We start from the raw sequence: 16,386 nt of genomic DNA, 5'->3' as shown, positions 1-16,386 counted from the left end.
GCGGGAGAGGGTTGGGGTGAGGGCGGGAGCGTCACGTAGTAAAGGCCCTCGCTATTGCACCGCCCGCCCTCACCCCCGGCCCCTCTCCCGCGCGCGGAAGAGGGGAGCAAACCCGCAGCGGTTTCAGCCTTGATTCACCCCCACGGCAACGTAATCGTCTTCAAATTGGTAAAGCTCTTCGCCGCCTCCTGCACCCCCTCCTTGTAGCCCAGCCCCGAGTCCTTGATCCCGCCGAACGGCGTCAGTTCGATCCGGTAGCCAGGCACCTCCCACAGGTTGACGGTGCCCACATGCAGCGCATTGGCGATTTTGGTGAAGGCCTCGATATTGTTGGTGCACACCCCCGACGACAGCCCGAACGCGGTGCCGTTGGAAATCCGGATGGCATCGTCCACATCGCGGAAGGTGATGATGGGCGAAACCGGACCGAAGGTTTCCTCGCGCACCACCGTCATCGACGGATCGACGCGGTCCAGCACCGTGGGCGCATAGCTGGCGCCGTTGCGCTGGTTGCCGACCAGCAGCCGCGCGCCCTGCGCCACCGCCTCGTTGACGCGGGCCTCGAACAGCTGCGCGGCCTGCTCGTCGATAACGGTGCCCATGTCGACACCGCGGTCCATCGGGTCGCCGTACTTCCAGGCGCGGGTCTTCTCCACCACCAGTTCGGTAAAGCGCGCCGCCACGGCCTGGTGCACCAGCATGCGCTTGACCGCGGTGCAGCGCTGGCCGGAGTTCTTGTACGAGCCCTGCACCGCCAGGTCGGAGGCACGATCCAGGTCGGCGTCGTCGAGCACGATCAGCGGGTCGTTGCCGCCGAGTTCCAGCACCACGCGCTTGTAGCCGGCCTTGCTGGCGATGTACTTGCCGATCGCGACGCCGCCGGTGAAGGTGACCAGGTCCACTGCCGGGTGTGTGATCAGCTCGTCGGCGATCTCGCGCGGGTCGCCGGTGACCACCTGGAACATCTGCGGCGGCAGGCCGGCTTCGTACAGCAGGTCGGCGAGGTAGAACGCCGACAGCGGCACCTTTTCCGATGGCTTGAGCACCATGCGGTTGTTGGTGGCGATCGATGGCGCGACCTTGTGCGCGACCTGGTTCATCGGGTGGTTGAACGGCGTGATGGCGCTGATCACGCCCATCAGCGGCTCGCGCTGCGTCATCACGCGGCGCTTCTTGCCGTGCGGCGTCAGGTCGCACGAGAACAGCTGGCCGTCGTCGCGCAGCGCCTCGGTGGCGGCAAAGCCCAGCACGTCGGCGACGCGGCCGATCTCGTACAGGGAATCCTTCTTGGACAGGCCGGACTCGAGCGTGATCAGGTCCGAGGCCTCCTCGGTGCGCTCGCGCAGCAAGGCCGCGGCGCGGTTCAGGATGGCGGCGCGCTCGTAGCGGGTCAGCGTGGCGCGGTAGGCCTGGCCCACCTCGAAGGCGCGGCGCACGTCCTCGAGCGTGGCCTTGGGCACGGTGCCCACCAGCGATCCGTCAAACGGGTTGCGCACTTCGATGACGCGCTCGCGCACGATCTTCTGGCCGTCGATGCGCAGCGCTTCGGCGCGGAAATGGGGGCTGACGGCGCCAGCGGGAAATTGGGGGGCGTTCATGAGTCTCCTCCGGTAGATGCGGGTCAGGCAGCGGCTCGAACCGCCAGATACGATGCGGGCGTTCAGTGCAGGTGGTTCAGCGCGACATCGAAGATGTCGAAATTGCGCAGCACGGCTTTGCCGGGAATGCCGGCGGTGGCGCGGTTGAACACCAGCGGCACGGTCTGCTCCGACACGCCGCCATGCGAGCGCAGCGGCGCGTCGAGGCCGGACAGGTCATGGCGGCTGCGGCTGGTGCCCAGCACCACGTGCTTGTCGCTGGTGACCACCAGGTCGCCGACGCGGTCGGGCGGCAGCTCGAAGCGCGCGCACGCGTCGGCGTTGGTCAGCACGCTTCCCACGCCCTGCAGGTCCGACAGGCGCGCCTGGATCGCGGCAGCGTCGGCATCGTCGGGCAAGTAGATGGTGGCGTACGATCCCAGCGCGCCGTGGTGGACCACGTACGGGTCGGTGATCGGCAAGATCACGCGCGCGCCGCCGTCTTCCACGCCGCGGCCCAGCCAGGCATCCAGCTGGTCCTGCAGGTAGATCACGTTGGGCGCCTTGGTGGCGTCGTCATGCTTGGCGTTCATGCCGTGGTCGGCGGTCAGCGCCACCACGCAGCCGAGTTGGTCCAGCCGCGCCAGGTACTTGTCCATCATTGCGTAGAAGGCATTGGCACCGTCCGAGCCGGGCGCGAACTTGTGCTGGATATAGTCGGTGGTGGACAGGTACATCAGGTCCGGGCGGCGCGTTTCCATCAGGCGCACGCCAGCGGCGAAGACGAACTCGGACAGCTCGGCGCTGTAGACGTCCGGCACCGGCATGCCCACCAGTTCGAGCACGCCGTCGATGCCGTTTTCCGCCACCGTGGCCTGGTCGGCCTTCTCCGACGAGAAGCAGATGCCCTGCATGCCGTGGCCCAGCAGCCGGCGCAGCTTGTCCTTGGCGGTGACCACCGCCACGCTGGCGCCGGCCTCGGCAAAGGCGGCCAGGATGGTGCCGGCGCGCAGGTACTTCGGGTCGTTCATCATCACTTCCTCGCCGCGCCCGCCATTGGCGCTGCGATCGAAGAAGTAATTGCCGCAGATGCCGTGCACCGCGGGCGGCGCGCCGCAGACGATGGACAGGTTGTTGGGATTGGTGAAAGTGGGCACCACGCAGGCGCCGCGGAAGGCGGAGCCTGCTTCCAGCAGCCGCTTCAGGTAAGGCGCGCCGCCGCTGGCCGCGGCGGCTTCCAGGTAATCGAACTCGCAGCCGTCGACGCAGACCACCACGACGGGTTGCTGCATCCAGCGATAGCTGCGCTGGTTGACGGTAATGGTGCGGGCGTTGGTATCGGGCATGGTCGGTTCCTGTGCGGGATCGCGGTCGGTAAGGCGGTAGCTGAATTGGATTGGGTCAGGCCGGATCAGTGTCAAGCCGCGGCATCGGCGCCGTCGCTGGTCGCCGACGGGGCCACCGCGGCATGCATGCGCGCGCGGCCGCGCTCGACGTGCTCGCGCATCAGGCGCGCGGCCAGTTCGCCGTCGCGCGCGGCAATCGCCGAGACGATGGCGCGGTGCTCGCGGGTGGAATCGGGCATGGCGGCGTGGCTGCGCGACAGCGCCTCGCGCCGGAACAGCGTCAGTTCCTTGACCAGGCGCCGGTAGGTCTCCAGCAGCTTGCGGTTGCCGGCCAGCTCGACCATGCGGTCGTGGAAGGCCAGGTTCAGCCGCGTGTATTCATCGACATCGCGCGCCTGGCTCGCCGCGTCGAGCGCCTCCACCAGGGCGCGCAGTTCGCGCAGGCTCTCGGGCGTGATGCGCGCGGCCAGCTGCCGGCCGATGAATTCGTCCAGCACCGCGCGCAGTTCATAGATCTCATCGGCTTCCTCCACCGAGATGGCGCGCACGTACACGCCGCGGTTCTTCTCGGTGCGTAGCAGGCCTGCCTGCTCCAGCGCCCGGAACGCCTCGCGCACCGGACCGCGCGACACATTGAGCTGCCCGGCGACTTCGATCTCATTGAGCTTGGCGCCGGGCGCCAGTTCGCCGGACATGATCCGCAGCTCCAGCTCGCGCTGCACCAGGGTGGTCAGCGACTGGCTCTGCAGGATGGTGATTTCGCTCGCCAGCGGGGCTTGGCGTGACATGAACACTCCCGTTTGTGACGGATTCAGCAGTATCGAAAATCCTTATTGCCATTAAAGCAAGCGGTTTGTATATTGTCAACAATCAAGACATCGGCGCAGTCAGAGGGGTGACGAAGCAAGCGCCAAAAGTTTGGCACATGTCTTGCAAGTGTTGTAGTACAAGGGTTTTACGGTGATTCTATGTTGTGCAGCGTGCCCCGTGGCATTGCAACAGATTCACCACATTGACACATTTCTCCACCTACAATGCCGGAAGGAGTCCCCATGCAACCGTCCTTCACCACCACCCTGCGCACCGCCGCCACCCTGCTTGCGCTAGCCGCCTCCGGCACCGCGCTGGCCCAGAAAACCACGCTCACCGTCTATACGGCGTGGGAGACCGAGACCCTCAAGCCCTATGCCGAGGGCTTCGCCAAGGTGGCGCCCGATATCGAACTGAAGTACGTGCGCGATTCCACCGGCGTGATCACCGCCAAGGCGCTGGCCGAGAAAGCCAACCCGCAGGCCGACGTGATCGCCGGGCTGGCGGCGTCGAGCCTGGAACTGCTCAAGCAGGAAGGGATGCTCGCGCCCTACACCCCCAAGGGCTTCGAGAAGCTGACGCGCGACTACAGCGACAAGGCCACGCCGCCGTCATGGGTGGGACTGGATGTGTGGGGCGCGACCATCTGCTTCAACACCATCGAGGCCAAGAAGCGCAACCTGCCCCGCCCCGAGACCTGGAAGGACCTGGCCAAGCCGGTCTACAAGGGCACCATCGTGATGCCCAACCCGGCCTCGTCCGGCACCGGCTTCCTCGACGTGACCGCCTGGCTGCAGCTCTACGGCGAGCAGGAAGGCTGGAAGTACATGGACGCGCTGCACGAGAACATCGCGCAATACACGCATTCCGGCTCCAAGCCCTGCAAGCAGGCCGGCTCGGGCGAGTTCCCGATCGGCATCTCGTTCGAGCTGCGCGCGCACAAGACCCTGGCCGCGGGCGCGCCGATCGAGATGATCTTTCCCAAGGAGGGCCTGGGCTACGACATCGAGGCCGCCGGCATCGTCAAGGGCACGAAGAAGATGGAGGCCGCGCAACGCTACCTGGACTGGCTCGCCAGCAAGGAAGCCAACCAGCTGTTCGCCAGGGACTGGGCCATCGTCGCCTACCCCGGCGTGGCGAGAAAGGTCGAGACCATCCCGGCCAACTACGAGCAGATGCTGGTCAAGAACGATTTCGGCTATATCGCCAAAAACCGCGAGCGGGTGCTGACCGAATGGCAGAAGCGCTACGCCAGCAAGTCGGAGAAGCAGCCCTGAGCGCCTGAGCGCCGTTTTGTACCGGCGCCGCCGGCCCGCCTCGCTGGCGGGCGGCGCCGGGGTCCCCCAACAGAACACACCAGGCCCCACGCCATGCAGACCTCCACATCCACGGCCGAGACCTATCTCAGCCTGAAAGGCATCCACAAGCGCTTCGGCGGCAGCAGCGGCGCCTTCGTCGCCCTGCACAACATCGACCTCGACGTGCGCCAGGGCGAGCTGCTGTGCTTCCTGGGCCCGTCGGGCTGCGGCAAGACCACGCTGCTGCGCATCATCGCGGGGCTGGAATCGCAGAACGCCGGCACCATCCACCAGGGCGGGCGCGATATCTCCACGCTGCCGCCGATGGAGCGCGACTACGGCATCGTGTTCCAGTCCTATGCGCTGTTCCCCAACCTGACCGTGGCCGACAACGTCGCCTACGGCCTGGTCAACCGGCGCATGCCGCGCGACCAGCGCCGCGCGCGCGTGGCGGAACTGCTGACGCTGGTGGGGCTGCCCGATCGCGGCAACCAGTACCCGGCGCAGCTGTCGGGCGGCCAGCAGCAGCGCGTGGCGATCGCGCGCGCGCTGGCCACCTCGCCCGGCCTGCTGTTGCTGGACGAGCCGCTGTCGGCGCTCGACGCGCGCGTGCGGGTGCGGCTGCGCAGCGAGATCCGCGCGCTGCAGCAGCGCCTGAACATCACCACCATCCTGGTCACGCACGACCAGGAAGAGGCGCTGTCGATGGCGGACCGCATCGTGGTGATGAACCAGGGCGCGATCGAGCAGGTCGGCACCCCGGCGCAGGTCTACCAGCGCCCGGCCACGCCGTTCGCGGCGGACTTCGTCGGCAAGACCAACATGCTGGGCGCGCGCGTCTGCGGCGACGGCGAGCTGCACCTGGGCGGCGTGCGCATGCGCTGCGCCGCGCCGGCCGGCTGCTGCCCCGACGAGGACGTGCAGGTGTTCTTCCGCCCCGAAGATGTCTGCGTGCGCGGCATCGAACAGCATGGCCCCAACGTGCTGGAAGCCACCGTCGACAAGATCGAGTTCCTCGGCGCCTTCTCGCGGCTGACGCTGCGGCTGCCCGATGCCGGGCCCGCGGCAGCGGGTGCCGCGGCCGCGGCCGGCGGCGCGCTCTATGCCGACCTCTCGCTCAATGACCTGCACGAGCTGCGCCCGCACACCGGCGACCGGCTGCGCCTGGCCATTCCCGCTGACCGTATCCGCATCTTCCGCCACGCATGCGCATGAGCCTCACTGCGGCGCCGGCCACCACGTCTGCCTCCCTGCCGGCTACCGATACCCTAGCCCCCGCCTCGGCCAGCGCGCCGGCGGGGCCCGCCAACCCCGGCGCGCAGCCCCCGCTGCCCGCATCGCCGGCCTCGCCGGCGCTGGTCGCCAGCGCGGTGCGCGCGCACTGGACCGACCGCCTCGCCCACGTGCTGCTGGCGCTGGCCGCGCTGGCGCTGGCCTGCTTCGTGCTGGCGCCGATCGTGATGATCCTGGCCAAGAGCGTGCAGAACCGCGACGGCACCCTGGCCGGCATCGCCCACTTCCGCGCCTACTTCGAATCGCCCGCGCTGCTGCGCTCGGTCTGGAACAGCCTGTGGGTGTCGGCGCTGGCCACCTGCATCACGGTGCCGCTGGCGTTCGGCTTTGCCTATGCGCTCACGCGCAGCCGCATCGCCTGCAAGGGGCTGCTGCGCAACCTGGCGCTGATCCCGCTGCTGGCGCCCTCGCTGCTGGCAGCCATCTCCTTCATCTTCTGGTTCGGCAACCAGGGCCTGTTCAAGCCGTGGATGGGCAGCACGCAGATCTACGGGCCGCTCGGCATCGTCGCGTCGCTGGTATTCGCCACCTTTCCGCATGCGCTGATGATCCTGATCACAGCGCTGTCGCTGACGGATGCGCGGCTGTATGAAGCCGCCGATGCGCTGGGCACCTCGACCGTGCGCAAGTTCTTCACCATCACCGTGCCGGGCGCGCGCTACGGGCTGGTCAGCGCCGCCATGGTGGTGTTCACCTATGCGATCTCGGACTTCGGCATCCCCAAGGTGATCGGCGGCAACTTCCATATGCTGGCGACCGACATCTACAAGCTGGTGATCGGCATGCAGGACTTCTCGCAGGGCGCGGTGGTGTCGCTGATGCTGCTGGTGCCGGTGGCCGTGACCTACTGCGTCGACGCGCGCGTGCAGCGCCGCCAGATGGCGCTGATGTCGGCGCGCTCGGTGCCCTACGTGCCGCGCCGCAGCCCGCGCTTCGACCTGGCCATGGCGGTGTTCTGCTGGCTGATGGCGGCGCTGATGCTGGCGGTGATGGGCATGGCGGTGTACGCGTCCTTCGTCAAGCTGTGGCCGTACAACTTCTCGCTGTCGCTGAACCACTACCGGGTCGGGCTGGTCGAGGGCGGCGTGGTCGATTCCTACCTGAACAGCCTGCGCATGGCGGGCCTGGCCGCGGTGATCGGGCCGGTGTTCATCTTCGCCACCGCCTACCTGCTGGAGAAGACCCGCGGCATGGACTGGCTGCGCGGCTTCGCGCGGCTGATGGCGGTGCTGCCGATGGGCGTGCCGGGGCTGGTGCTGGGGCTGGGCTACATCTTCTTCTTCGTGCCGCAGGCCAATCCGCTGCACGGGCTGTACCAGACCCTGGGCATCCTGGTGCTGGTGACCATCGTCCACTACTACGCATCGTGCCACCTGACCGCGGTGACCGCGCTCAAGCAGCTCGACAGCGAGTTCGAGGCCGTGTCGGCATCGCTCAAGGTGCCGTTCTACAAGACCTTCTTCAAGGTCACGGTGCCGGCCTGCCTGCCCGCCGTCCTGGAGATCTCGCGCTACCTGTTCATCAACGCGATGACCACGGTCTCGGCGGTGGTGTTCCTGTACGGCGCCGACACCAAGCTGGCCTCGGTCGAGATCGTCAACCTGGACGAGTCCGGCGACATCGGCCCGGCCGCGGCCATGGCCACGCTGGTGGTGCTGACTTCGGCCGGCGCCTGCCTGCTCTATTACCTGCTGCAACGCGTGCTCGATTGCAAGACCCAGGCCTGGCGCCAGGGCAACGACTGACTTTCCCTTTCCAAGCCTTCCCAATCAGGAGTTCAACATGATTCGCGGCAACGACCCGATCCTTCTGACCCCCGGCCCCCTGACCACCTCGCTCGCCACCAAGCAAGCCATGCTGCGCGACTGGGGCTCGTGGGACGCCGCCTTCAACACCATCACGCGCAGCCTGTGCGACGACCTGGTGCGCATCGTCCACGGCGAAGGCACCCATGTCTGCGTACCGATGCAGGGCAGCGGCACCTTCTCGGTGGAAGCCGCCATCGCCAACGTGGTGCCGCGCGACGGCAAGGTGCTGGTGCCGCAGAACGGCGCCTATTGCCAGCGCATCCTGAAGATCTGCAAGGTGCTCGGCCGCGCCAGCGTGGAGCTGCCGATCCCGGAAGACCAGCCCGCCAGCGCCGCGCTGATCGAGGAAGCGCTGCGGCGCGATCCGTCGATCACGCACGTGGCGCAGGTGCACTGCGAGACCGGCGCCGGCGTGCTCAACCCGCTGCAGGACATCGCGCTGCTGTGCCAGCGGCTGGGCAAGGGCCTGATCGTCGATGCCATGAGCTCGTTCGGCGCGATCGAGATCGATGCGCGCACCATGCCCTTCGACGCGCTGGTGGCCGCCACCGGCAAGTGCATCGAGGGCGTGCCCGGCATGGGCTTCGTGCTGGTGAGAAAGGACGTGCTGGAAGCCAGCCAGGGCAACAGCCACTCACTGGCGCTGGACCTCTACGACCAGTACGTCTACATGCAGAAGACCACGCAGTGGCGCTTCACCCCGCCGACGCACGTAGTGGCCGCGTTCCGCGCAGCGCTGGACCAGTTCCTGGAAGAAGGCGGCCAGCCGGTGCGCGGCGCGCGCTATCGCCGCAACTGCGACACGCTGGTAAAGGGCATGGCGGCGCTGGGCTTCCGCGCCTTCCTGCCGGCGGCGGTGCAGGCCCCGATCATCGTCACCTTCCACGCGCCGGCGGATGCGCGCTATGACTTCAAGAGCTTCTACGCCAAGGTGCGCGAGCGCGGCTACATCCTGTATCCGGGCAAGCTGACCCAGGTGGAAACCTTCCGCGTGGGCTGCATCGGCGCGATCGACGACAACGAGATGCGCAACGTGGTGACGGCAATCGGCGAGGTGCTAAGGGAGATGGGGATCGAGATGCAGGGGCGGCTGGCAGAGGCGGCTTAATAGACTGAGCTTCCGCAATCGTTGGCAGCAAGCTCCCCTCTCCCGCAAGCGGGAGAGGGGAGAAAACAAGCGGGTTCGCGAAACGCCTCGACCCAGCAAACCACAAGAACCAACCACCCCTTCATGTCCCTCCCCCCGGATTTCCACGGCCTCGCCTTTGCCGCCGTGATGCTGTCGGCACTGATGCATGCGTCGTGGAACGCCATCGTCAAGATCGGCGGCGACCGCCTGTCGTCGATGGCGCTGATCGACACCTTCTGCCTGCTGGTGGCGCTGCCGTTCCTGTTCGTGGTGCCCGTGCCGGCACCGCAGGTATGGCCGTTCCTGCTGGCCACGGTGGCGCTGGAGGTGGTCTACAAGCTGTCGCTGGTGGCCGCCTACAACCGCGGCGACTTCAGCCAGGCCTATCCGCTGATGCGCGGCTCGGCGCCGATGATGGTGGCGATGCTGCTGTTGCTGACCGGCAGCGAACGGCTGGGCCCGGGCGGCTATGCCGGCATCGCGCTGATCTGCTGCGGGCTGGTCAGCCTGGTGCACTGGCGCCGGCAGGCGCCCGACCTGCTCGGCTTCGCGCTGCTGGCCGGGGCCTGCCTGGCGGGCGGCACCGTGATCGACGGCACCGCGGTCAAGCGCCATGGCGAGGTGCTGACCTACATCGTCTGGCTGCAGGCGATGTCACACGTGTTCATGCCCGGCTACGCTTTTGCCCGCCGCGGCACGTCACTGCTGGCGCTGCTGCGCACCGAATGGAAGCGTGCCGGCATCGGCGGCATCAACCGCGTGGGCTCGTATGCGCTGATGCTGTGGGCCATGACGCTGGCGCCGGTGGCCAAGCTGGCGGCGCTGCGCGAGTCGAGCGTGATCTTCGCCGCGCTGCTGGGGCACTTCCTGCTGCGCGAGGCGTTCGACCGGCGCCGGCTGATTGCCACAGCGCTGGTGCTTGCGGGCATTGTGACGCTGCAGATGGCGCGGTAGGGATCATTTTCCCGTGGCGATCCGCGTCAGCTAGCGGTTCATTTCGCGGGCTACCCGCGTGAAGCAGGCGATGGCATTCTGCGCCATCGGCGATGGCGTCCGGTTGCGAAGGCTCACCACTCCCATTTCGGAATACAGCGAGGGCAGCCCGCGGATTTGCAGCGGCAACAGCGCGCCTGACTCAACATCTGCCCGCATCGACACCTGCGTCGCGGCAAGCACCGTGTCGGTGGACAACGCCACGCGCCGGAGCACGGCAATGTCATCGCATTCCAGCGCAAGGACGGGTTCCTGGCCCGCAGGTAAACCAAGCAACCTTGCCAGCGCAGCTCGCACCGGGCTTGGCAGCTTCGTCGCCGCGATGCCGTACGCCCAGGCGTCCTTCAATGAGCATTCACGTCCGGCAAGCGGATGCGCGGCGCGGCCGTAGAGGTCGCCGCGCTGCTTTCCCAGGGGACGGATATCCAGCGCCGCGTCATCGGGCAGGTCGCGCACATCGGCGACGAAGAACTCGATATCCTCGGCGCGCAGGCGTTCCAGCAACTGCTGCCAGTTGCTCTCCTCCACGCGCAAGGCAACCTCCGGATGCAGTCGGCGCAATTCGGTCAGCACCAACGGCAAGAGGGTCGCGGCCGGGAAGGGCCCGATGCCGAAGGCCGTGTCGCCCAACTGACTGTCGCGATAGAGATCGACATCGCGCTGCAGGCAGCGTGCCTCGAACAGCAGCCGCCGCGCCCGCGCGATCACGAATTCGCCGGCCGGGGTTGGCCGCACGTCTCCGATGTCGCGATCGAACAGGCGGATGCCAAGGTCGCCTTCAATGGCCTGGATGCTGCGACTGAAGGCTGGCTGGCTAAGGTGAACACGCTCCGCCGCCCGCGCGAAATGCAACTCATCGGCAAGCGCCAGGACATGACTGAGGCGGCGGAGGTCCATCATTTCAATGCTCTCAACGCATTAGAACATTGCGAAGTATGCATTGGACGCATTAGCACGGCAAGCCTACAGTCATCGGGACGCTGGCGTCATACAGCCCATAAGCGAGATCGGAGACACCCACATGAGTCCGCAACTACAGAACATATTGATCGTGACACTCATGCTTGGCTTTGCCGGGCTGGAGATCGTCACACGGCGCTACAAAGATAGCGTTCACGCTACACAGGACGACACCCGGCTGGAACTGGCCATGTTCCTGAGCTTGCTGGCGGTGGTGCAGCCGCTGCTCTTGCTCGCCACGAACGTGCTCTGCACGTGGCTGATTCCGGAACAGCGTGGCGCCTGGGCGGACCTGCCGTGGTGGGCCATGGCCGCGATCCTGCTTGTTTGCGATGACCTGACCCAGTACTGGTGGCATCGGATCTCGCATACCCCGTTGTTGTGGCCATTGCACCGCGCGCACCACACCGCGCAATACATGAGCATCCGCATCACGTACCGCAACAACTTCTTCTATTACCTGATGATGCCGGGTCTCTGGTTCGCGGGTGTGTTGCTTTACCTCGGCTTTGCCAAGGTCTACGGCGTCTACTTCGTCATCAAGATCGCCGTGATTCTCGGGGCGCATAGCGCATGGCGCTGGGACGAGCCCTTGTACAGGATCCGTGTGCTGCGCCCGCTGATGTGGCTGCTGGAACGGACCATCTCGACGCCTGCCACGCACTGGGCCCATCACGCGCTGACCAACGAGGACGGCATCGGGCATTACAAGGGCAACTTCGGCAATCTCCTGTTCTTCTGGGACATCCTGTTCGGCACCGCCCACATCACGCGCAAGTACCCGGCCAGGGTCGGCTTGCAGGACGATCTGATCTTTGGCCAGGAGCGCTGGTTCATCCAGATGTTCTACCCGCTGTGCCAGTCTCGTCGCGAACATTCCGCGCTGCGCTTTGGCGGCCGCGCCTATGCCGAAGAGGAAACCCGATCCGATGCGCTGCCGCAGGCCACCGAACAGCGGAGGTCGGCATGAATGACCGCGCGCTGACAGATCAGCAGGCCAGCCAGGCCATTGAGCATGCCCGCGTGGAAGCGCTATTCGCTGCCCAGCAGCAAGCCTTCCTGCAGGACACCTGCCCGGACGCCGGCACAAGACGGAACCACCTGCACGCACTCAAACGGCAACTGCTGCGCTACCAGGACGTGCTGGCCGAGGCAATTTCGCGCGACTTCGGCGAGCGGGCCGTGGCCGAAACCAAGATGTTGGAAGTCCTGCCGACCACGCTCGAAATCCGGCACGCGATCTCGCACCTGCGCCGCTGGATGCGCCCGAGCCGACGCAGGCCCGAACTGCTGTTTGCGACCAACAGCCTCCAGGTGAGATACCAGCCCAAGGGCGTGGTCGGGGTTATCGCCACCTGGAATTTCCCGGTCTACCTGTCGCTCGGGCCGCTGGTGACAGCGCTGGCGGCAGGCAACCGCGTCATGATCAGGATGCCGGAGACCACTCCGGCCACCAACGCCACGCTCAGGAAGATGCTGAGCGAGGTCTTCGCCGAGGACCATGTTGCGCTGATTGGCGAGGAGCTGGAAGATCCCGCCGTCTTCACCGCCCTGCCCTTCAACCACATTGTCTTCACCGGCTCGCCGGCGGTGGGCCGCATTGTCATGGCCCAGGCAGCGCGCAATCTCACGCCGGTCACGCTGGAACTCGGCGGCAAGTCGCCTGCCATCGTGTTGCGCGACTATCCGGTGCGCGAGGCCGCCAGAAGCATCGCCCATGGCAAGGGGATCAACTGCGGGCAGATCTGCGTGGCACCTGACTATGCATTGGTGCCGCGAGAGCAGGTGGACGCCTTCGTCGACGCATTGCAGCAGAGTTTCGGGAAACTGTTCGGCAAGCTGACTGACACCAACGCCGACTACACAGCGCTGGCCACCGACCGCCACGCGGCGCGGATACTGGACCTGCTGGACGATGCACGCGCCAAGGGCGCGACGGTGATCGCCTGCGGCGAGGTTGGCAGCGGGCGGCGCATGCCACTCCATATCGTCACGCATTGCACGCCGCAGATGCGCCTGATGCGCGAGGAAATCTTCGGCCCCGTCTTGCCCGTGGTGCCCTACGACACGCACGAGCAAGCAATCGAAATGGTGCAGCGGCAAGCACGCCCGCTGGCGCTGTACTGCTTCAGCCATGACAAGCCTGAACGCGAGAAGCTGCTGGCGCGCACGCATTCCGGCGGGGTCACCATCAACGACTGGGCCTGGCACGTAGTCAACCACGATGCGCCCTTTGGCGGCGTCGGCCAGTCAGGGATGGGCAATTATCACGGCGAGGAGGGGTTCCGCGAGCTGTCGCACGCGCGCACCGTGTTCAAGCGGCATCGCTTCTTTCCTATCGGCTTGTTCCTTCCGCCGTATGGCAACCTTGCGCAGCGCCTGACCCTGAAGCTGTTCGCCGGACATGGCGATCCTGAGGTGAAAGGGCCCTTCTGACCTCCGGCGCTTTAGTTGACACTGCCGCGCGGCCTCGCGAGCGCCACTGTTGCATTTTGCGTTGTTGTTTGGCATTTTGTGGAATAAGATTCAGCCACACGCTGATCATCGTTCCCAAGGTGCCCTACATGCCCCCACTGCCCTCCCACTCCCGCGTCGTCATCATCGGCGGCGGCATCATCGGCTGCAGCGTGGCCTACCACCTGACCAAGCTGGGCTGGAAAGACGTGGTTCTGCTTGAGCAAGGGCAGCTCTCGTGCGGCACGACCTGGCACGCAGCGGGCCTGGTCGGCCAGTTGCGCGCGCAGGAGAGCATGACCAAGCTGATCCGCTACTCAACCCGCCTCTACAGCGAGCTGGAAGCGGAGACCGGCCTTGGCACCGGCTGGAAGCAATGCGGGTCGCTGTCGGTGGCGCGCACGGCTGAGCGCATGACGCAACTGCGCCGCACCGCGGCGGTGGCGCGGGCCTATGGTGTTGAATGCGAAGTCATCTCTGCGTCCCAGGCCGGCGAACTGTGGCCAGTGATGCGCACCGACGATCTGCTTGGCGCAGTGTGGCTGCCGGGCGACGGCAAGGCCAACCCGACGGACCTCACGCAGGCGCTGGCACGTGGCGCGCGCTCACGCGGCGCGGTGGTCGCGCAGGACACCAAGACCACCGCGCTCCACACCCGCGATGGCCGCGCCACCGGCGTCAGCTGGCGCAACAAGGCCGGCGACGAAGGCCGCATCGAAGCCGAGATCGTGGTCAATTGCGCCGGCCAGTGGGCGCGCCAGGTGGGGCAGATGTGCGGCGTGACCGTGCCGCTGCATTCGGCCGAGCACTACTACATCGTCACCGAGCGCATTGCCGGCGTGCATCCCGACCTGCCGGTGATGCGCGACCCCGACGGCTTTATCTACTTCAAGGAGGAAGTGGGCGGGCTGGTGATGGGCGGCTTCGAGCCGGACGCCAAGCCGTGGGGCATGCAGGGCATCCCCGAGCCGTTCGAGTTCCAGCTGCTGCCCGATGACTGGGACCAGTTCCAGATCCTGATGGAAAACGCGCTGGTGCGCGTGCCGGCGCTGGAAACCGCGCAGGTCAAGCAGTTCTACAACGGCCCGGAATCGTTCACGCCGGATAACAACTTCATCCTGGGCGAGGCACCGGAGCTGCGCAACTTCTACGTCGGCGCGGGCTTCAACTCGATGGGCATCGCCTCGGCCGGCGGCGCCGGCATGGCGCTGGCCGAATGGATCGTCGCGGGCGAGCCCACCATGGACCTGTGGCCGGTCGATATCCGCCGCTTCGCCGGCTTCAACGGCAACCAGTGCTGGCTGCACGACCGCGTCAAGGAAACGCTCGGGCTGCATTACGCGATGCCGTGGCCGAACCGCGAACTGGAGAGCGCGCGGCCGTTTCGCCGCTCTCCCCTGTATGCGCAGTTGCGCGATGCCGGCGCCGGCTTCGGCAGCAAGATGGGCTGGGAACGGCCCAACTTCTTCGCGCCGCCGCGTGCATCGCCACAGATCGAATACGCCTTCGGCCAGCAGAACTGGCTGCCGTGGAGCGGCGCCGAGCACCGCGCCTGTCGCGAGGGCGTGGCGCTGTTCGACATGAGCTCGTTCTCCAAGTACCTGGTCAAGGGCGCCGACGCCGAGGCGGTGCTGCAGTACGTGATGAGCAACGACGTGGCGGTGCCGCCCGGCCAGACCGTCTACACCGCGATGCTCAACGAGCGCGGCACCTATGAGTCCGACCTGACCGTGACGCGGCTGGCGCACGACCAGTACCTGGTGGTGACCGGGTCGGCGCAGACCACGCGCGACTTCAGCTATATCGAACGGCAGATCCCCGCCGACCAGCGCTGCGTCATCGTCGACGTCACCGGCCAGTACGCGGTGCTGGCGGTGATGGGACCGCGCTCGCGCGAGCTGCTGCAGAAGGTATCGCGCGCGGATTTCTCCAATGAAGGCTTTCCGTTCGGCAGCTCGCGCGAGATCGACCTCGGCTATGCCACCGTGCGTGCGACGCGCCTGACCTACGTGGGCGAGCTGGGCTGGGAACTGTACGTGCCGGTGGAGTTCGCGGTGGGCGTGTACGAGACCCTGCATGAGGCCGGCCGCGCGCTCGGGCTGGTCAATGCCGGCTATTACGCGATCGAGTCGCTGCGGCTGGAAAAGGGCTACCGCGCCTGGGGCCGCGAGCTGTCGCCGTCGGTCGATCCGTTCGAGGCGGGACTGTCGTTCGCCTGCAAGCTGGCCAGCGGCATCGATTTCCGCGGGCGTGAAGCGCTGCTGCGGCTGCGCCAGGCGGGCGCGCCCAGGCGGCGCATGGTGGTGGTGACGGTCGACGGCGCCAGCGACGCCATGCTGTGGGGCGGCGAAGCCGTGCTGCGCACCGGCCCCGACGGCAGCGTGCGCGCGGTGGGATCGCTCAGTTCCGCCGCGTTCGGGCATACGCTGGGCTGCCCGGTCGGCATGGCGCTGCTGGCGCGCGCGGACGGGCCGGCCGATGCGGCGTGGCTGGAAGCCGGCAGCTACCACGTCGACCTGGCCGGCGCCCTGCTGCCCGCGCGCGTGCACCTGCGCGCGGCCTACGATCCGGCCTCGGCAAGGCCCAGGGCCTGAACGGAGGGCCGGCGGGTAATATTCGCGCCGGATGATAACCGTTATTCAACGCCCTGCCTTGAGGTAAACCCTAGGCCACGGCGACAATCGCGGGGTCAGCGCAGCCGTTCAGCGCCAGGACCAT

At 66.9% G+C, this 16,386-nt stretch carries 12 protein-coding genes; 8 read left to right on the top strand and 4 right to left on the bottom strand.

What is annotated here, in order from left to right:
• Window positions 1-134: 134 nt before the first annotated feature.
• The 3 genes from phnY to U9J39_RS12950 all read right to left on the bottom strand — a co-directional run bounded on the left by phnY (window position 135) and on the right by U9J39_RS12950 (window position 3,711).
• Complete coding sequence (gene phnY, locus U9J39_RS12960; RefSeq protein WP_116314652.1) at window positions 135-1,598, bottom strand: phosphonoacetaldehyde dehydrogenase; 1,464 nt, start codon at window positions 1,596-1,598, stop codon at window positions 135-137.
• A gap of 62 nt (window positions 1,599-1,660) precedes the next feature.
• A complete protein-coding gene (phnA, locus tag U9J39_RS12955; RefSeq protein WP_326347232.1) occupies window positions 1,661-2,923 on the bottom strand; it encodes a phosphonoacetate hydrolase in 1,263 nt (420 codons plus the stop codon).
• Between the two features lie 71 nt (window positions 2,924-2,994).
• Window positions 2,995-3,711: a phosphonate utilization associated transcriptional regulator gene (locus tag U9J39_RS12950; RefSeq protein WP_115714214.1), complete on the bottom strand. Its 717-nt coding sequence runs from the start codon at window positions 3,709-3,711 to the stop codon at window positions 2,995-2,997.
• Between the two features lie 264 nt (window positions 3,712-3,975).
• On the opposite strand from U9J39_RS12950, the gene U9J39_RS12945 reads away from it, so the two are divergent.
• The 5 genes from U9J39_RS12945 (at window position 3,976) to U9J39_RS12925 (ending at window position 10,215) form a co-directional block, all read left to right on the top strand.
• Window positions 3,976-5,010 carry a putative 2-aminoethylphosphonate ABC transporter substrate-binding protein gene (locus U9J39_RS12945; RefSeq protein WP_116380007.1) on the top strand — a complete coding sequence of 345 codons (1,035 nt, stop codon included), beginning with the start codon at window positions 3,976-3,978 and terminating at the stop codon, window positions 5,008-5,010.
• A gap of 93 nt (window positions 5,011-5,103) precedes the next feature.
• A complete protein-coding gene (locus U9J39_RS12940; protein WP_115712880.1) occupies window positions 5,104-6,246 on the top strand; it encodes a putative 2-aminoethylphosphonate ABC transporter ATP-binding protein in 1,143 nt (380 codons plus the stop codon).
• The gene (locus U9J39_RS12935; RefSeq protein ID WP_326347231.1) at window positions 6,237-8,069 is read left to right on the top strand and encodes a putative 2-aminoethylphosphonate ABC transporter permease subunit; all 1,833 of its coding nucleotides are present in this window, start codon (window positions 6,237-6,239) and stop codon (window positions 8,067-8,069) included. The genes U9J39_RS12940 and U9J39_RS12935 overlap by 10 nt, the downstream gene beginning before the upstream one ends.
• A gap of 37 nt (window positions 8,070-8,106) precedes the next feature.
• Window positions 8,107-9,240 carry a 2-aminoethylphosphonate--pyruvate transaminase gene (locus U9J39_RS12930; RefSeq protein WP_326347230.1) on the top strand — a complete coding sequence of 378 codons (1,134 nt, stop codon included), beginning with the start codon at window positions 8,107-8,109 and terminating at the stop codon, window positions 9,238-9,240.
• A 123-nt stretch (window positions 9,241-9,363) separates the two neighbouring features.
• Complete coding sequence (locus tag U9J39_RS12925) at window positions 9,364-10,215, top strand: EamA family transporter (RefSeq protein WP_326347229.1); 852 nt, start codon at window positions 9,364-9,366, stop codon at window positions 10,213-10,215.
• Window positions 10,216-10,245: 30 nt separating this feature from the next.
• On the opposite strand, the gene U9J39_RS12920 is transcribed toward U9J39_RS12925, so the two are convergent.
• Entirely contained in the window at window positions 10,246-11,154 is a 909-nt protein-coding gene (locus U9J39_RS12920) for a LysR family transcriptional regulator (RefSeq protein ID WP_326347228.1), read from the bottom strand.
• Window positions 11,155-11,275: 121 nt separating this feature from the next.
• Here U9J39_RS12920 and U9J39_RS12915 point away from each other — a divergent pair, with 121 nt between their 5' ends.
• The 3 genes from U9J39_RS12915 to U9J39_RS12905 all read left to right on the top strand — a co-directional run bounded on the left by U9J39_RS12915 (window position 11,276) and on the right by U9J39_RS12905 (window position 16,262).
• A complete protein-coding gene (locus tag U9J39_RS12915; protein ID WP_326347227.1) occupies window positions 11,276-12,184 on the top strand; it encodes a sterol desaturase family protein in 909 nt (302 codons plus the stop codon).
• Complete coding sequence (locus U9J39_RS12910; protein WP_326347226.1) at window positions 12,181-13,650, top strand: coniferyl aldehyde dehydrogenase; 1,470 nt, start codon at window positions 12,181-12,183, stop codon at window positions 13,648-13,650. Before U9J39_RS12915 ends, U9J39_RS12910 begins: the two co-directional genes overlap by 4 nt.
• Before the next feature lie 128 nt (window positions 13,651-13,778).
• Complete coding sequence (locus U9J39_RS12905; RefSeq protein WP_326347225.1) at window positions 13,779-16,262, top strand: GcvT family protein; 2,484 nt, start codon at window positions 13,779-13,781, stop codon at window positions 16,260-16,262.
• Window positions 16,263-16,386 lie beyond the last annotated feature (124 nt).

The organism is Cupriavidus sp. SS-3, assembly GCF_035818815.1.
Lineage (GTDB): Bacteria > Pseudomonadota > Gammaproteobacteria > Burkholderiales > Burkholderiaceae > Cupriavidus > Cupriavidus taiwanensis_C.
Note: the sequence above shows the minus strand (reverse complement) of the source record. Positions and strands in the feature narration are given on the sequence as shown.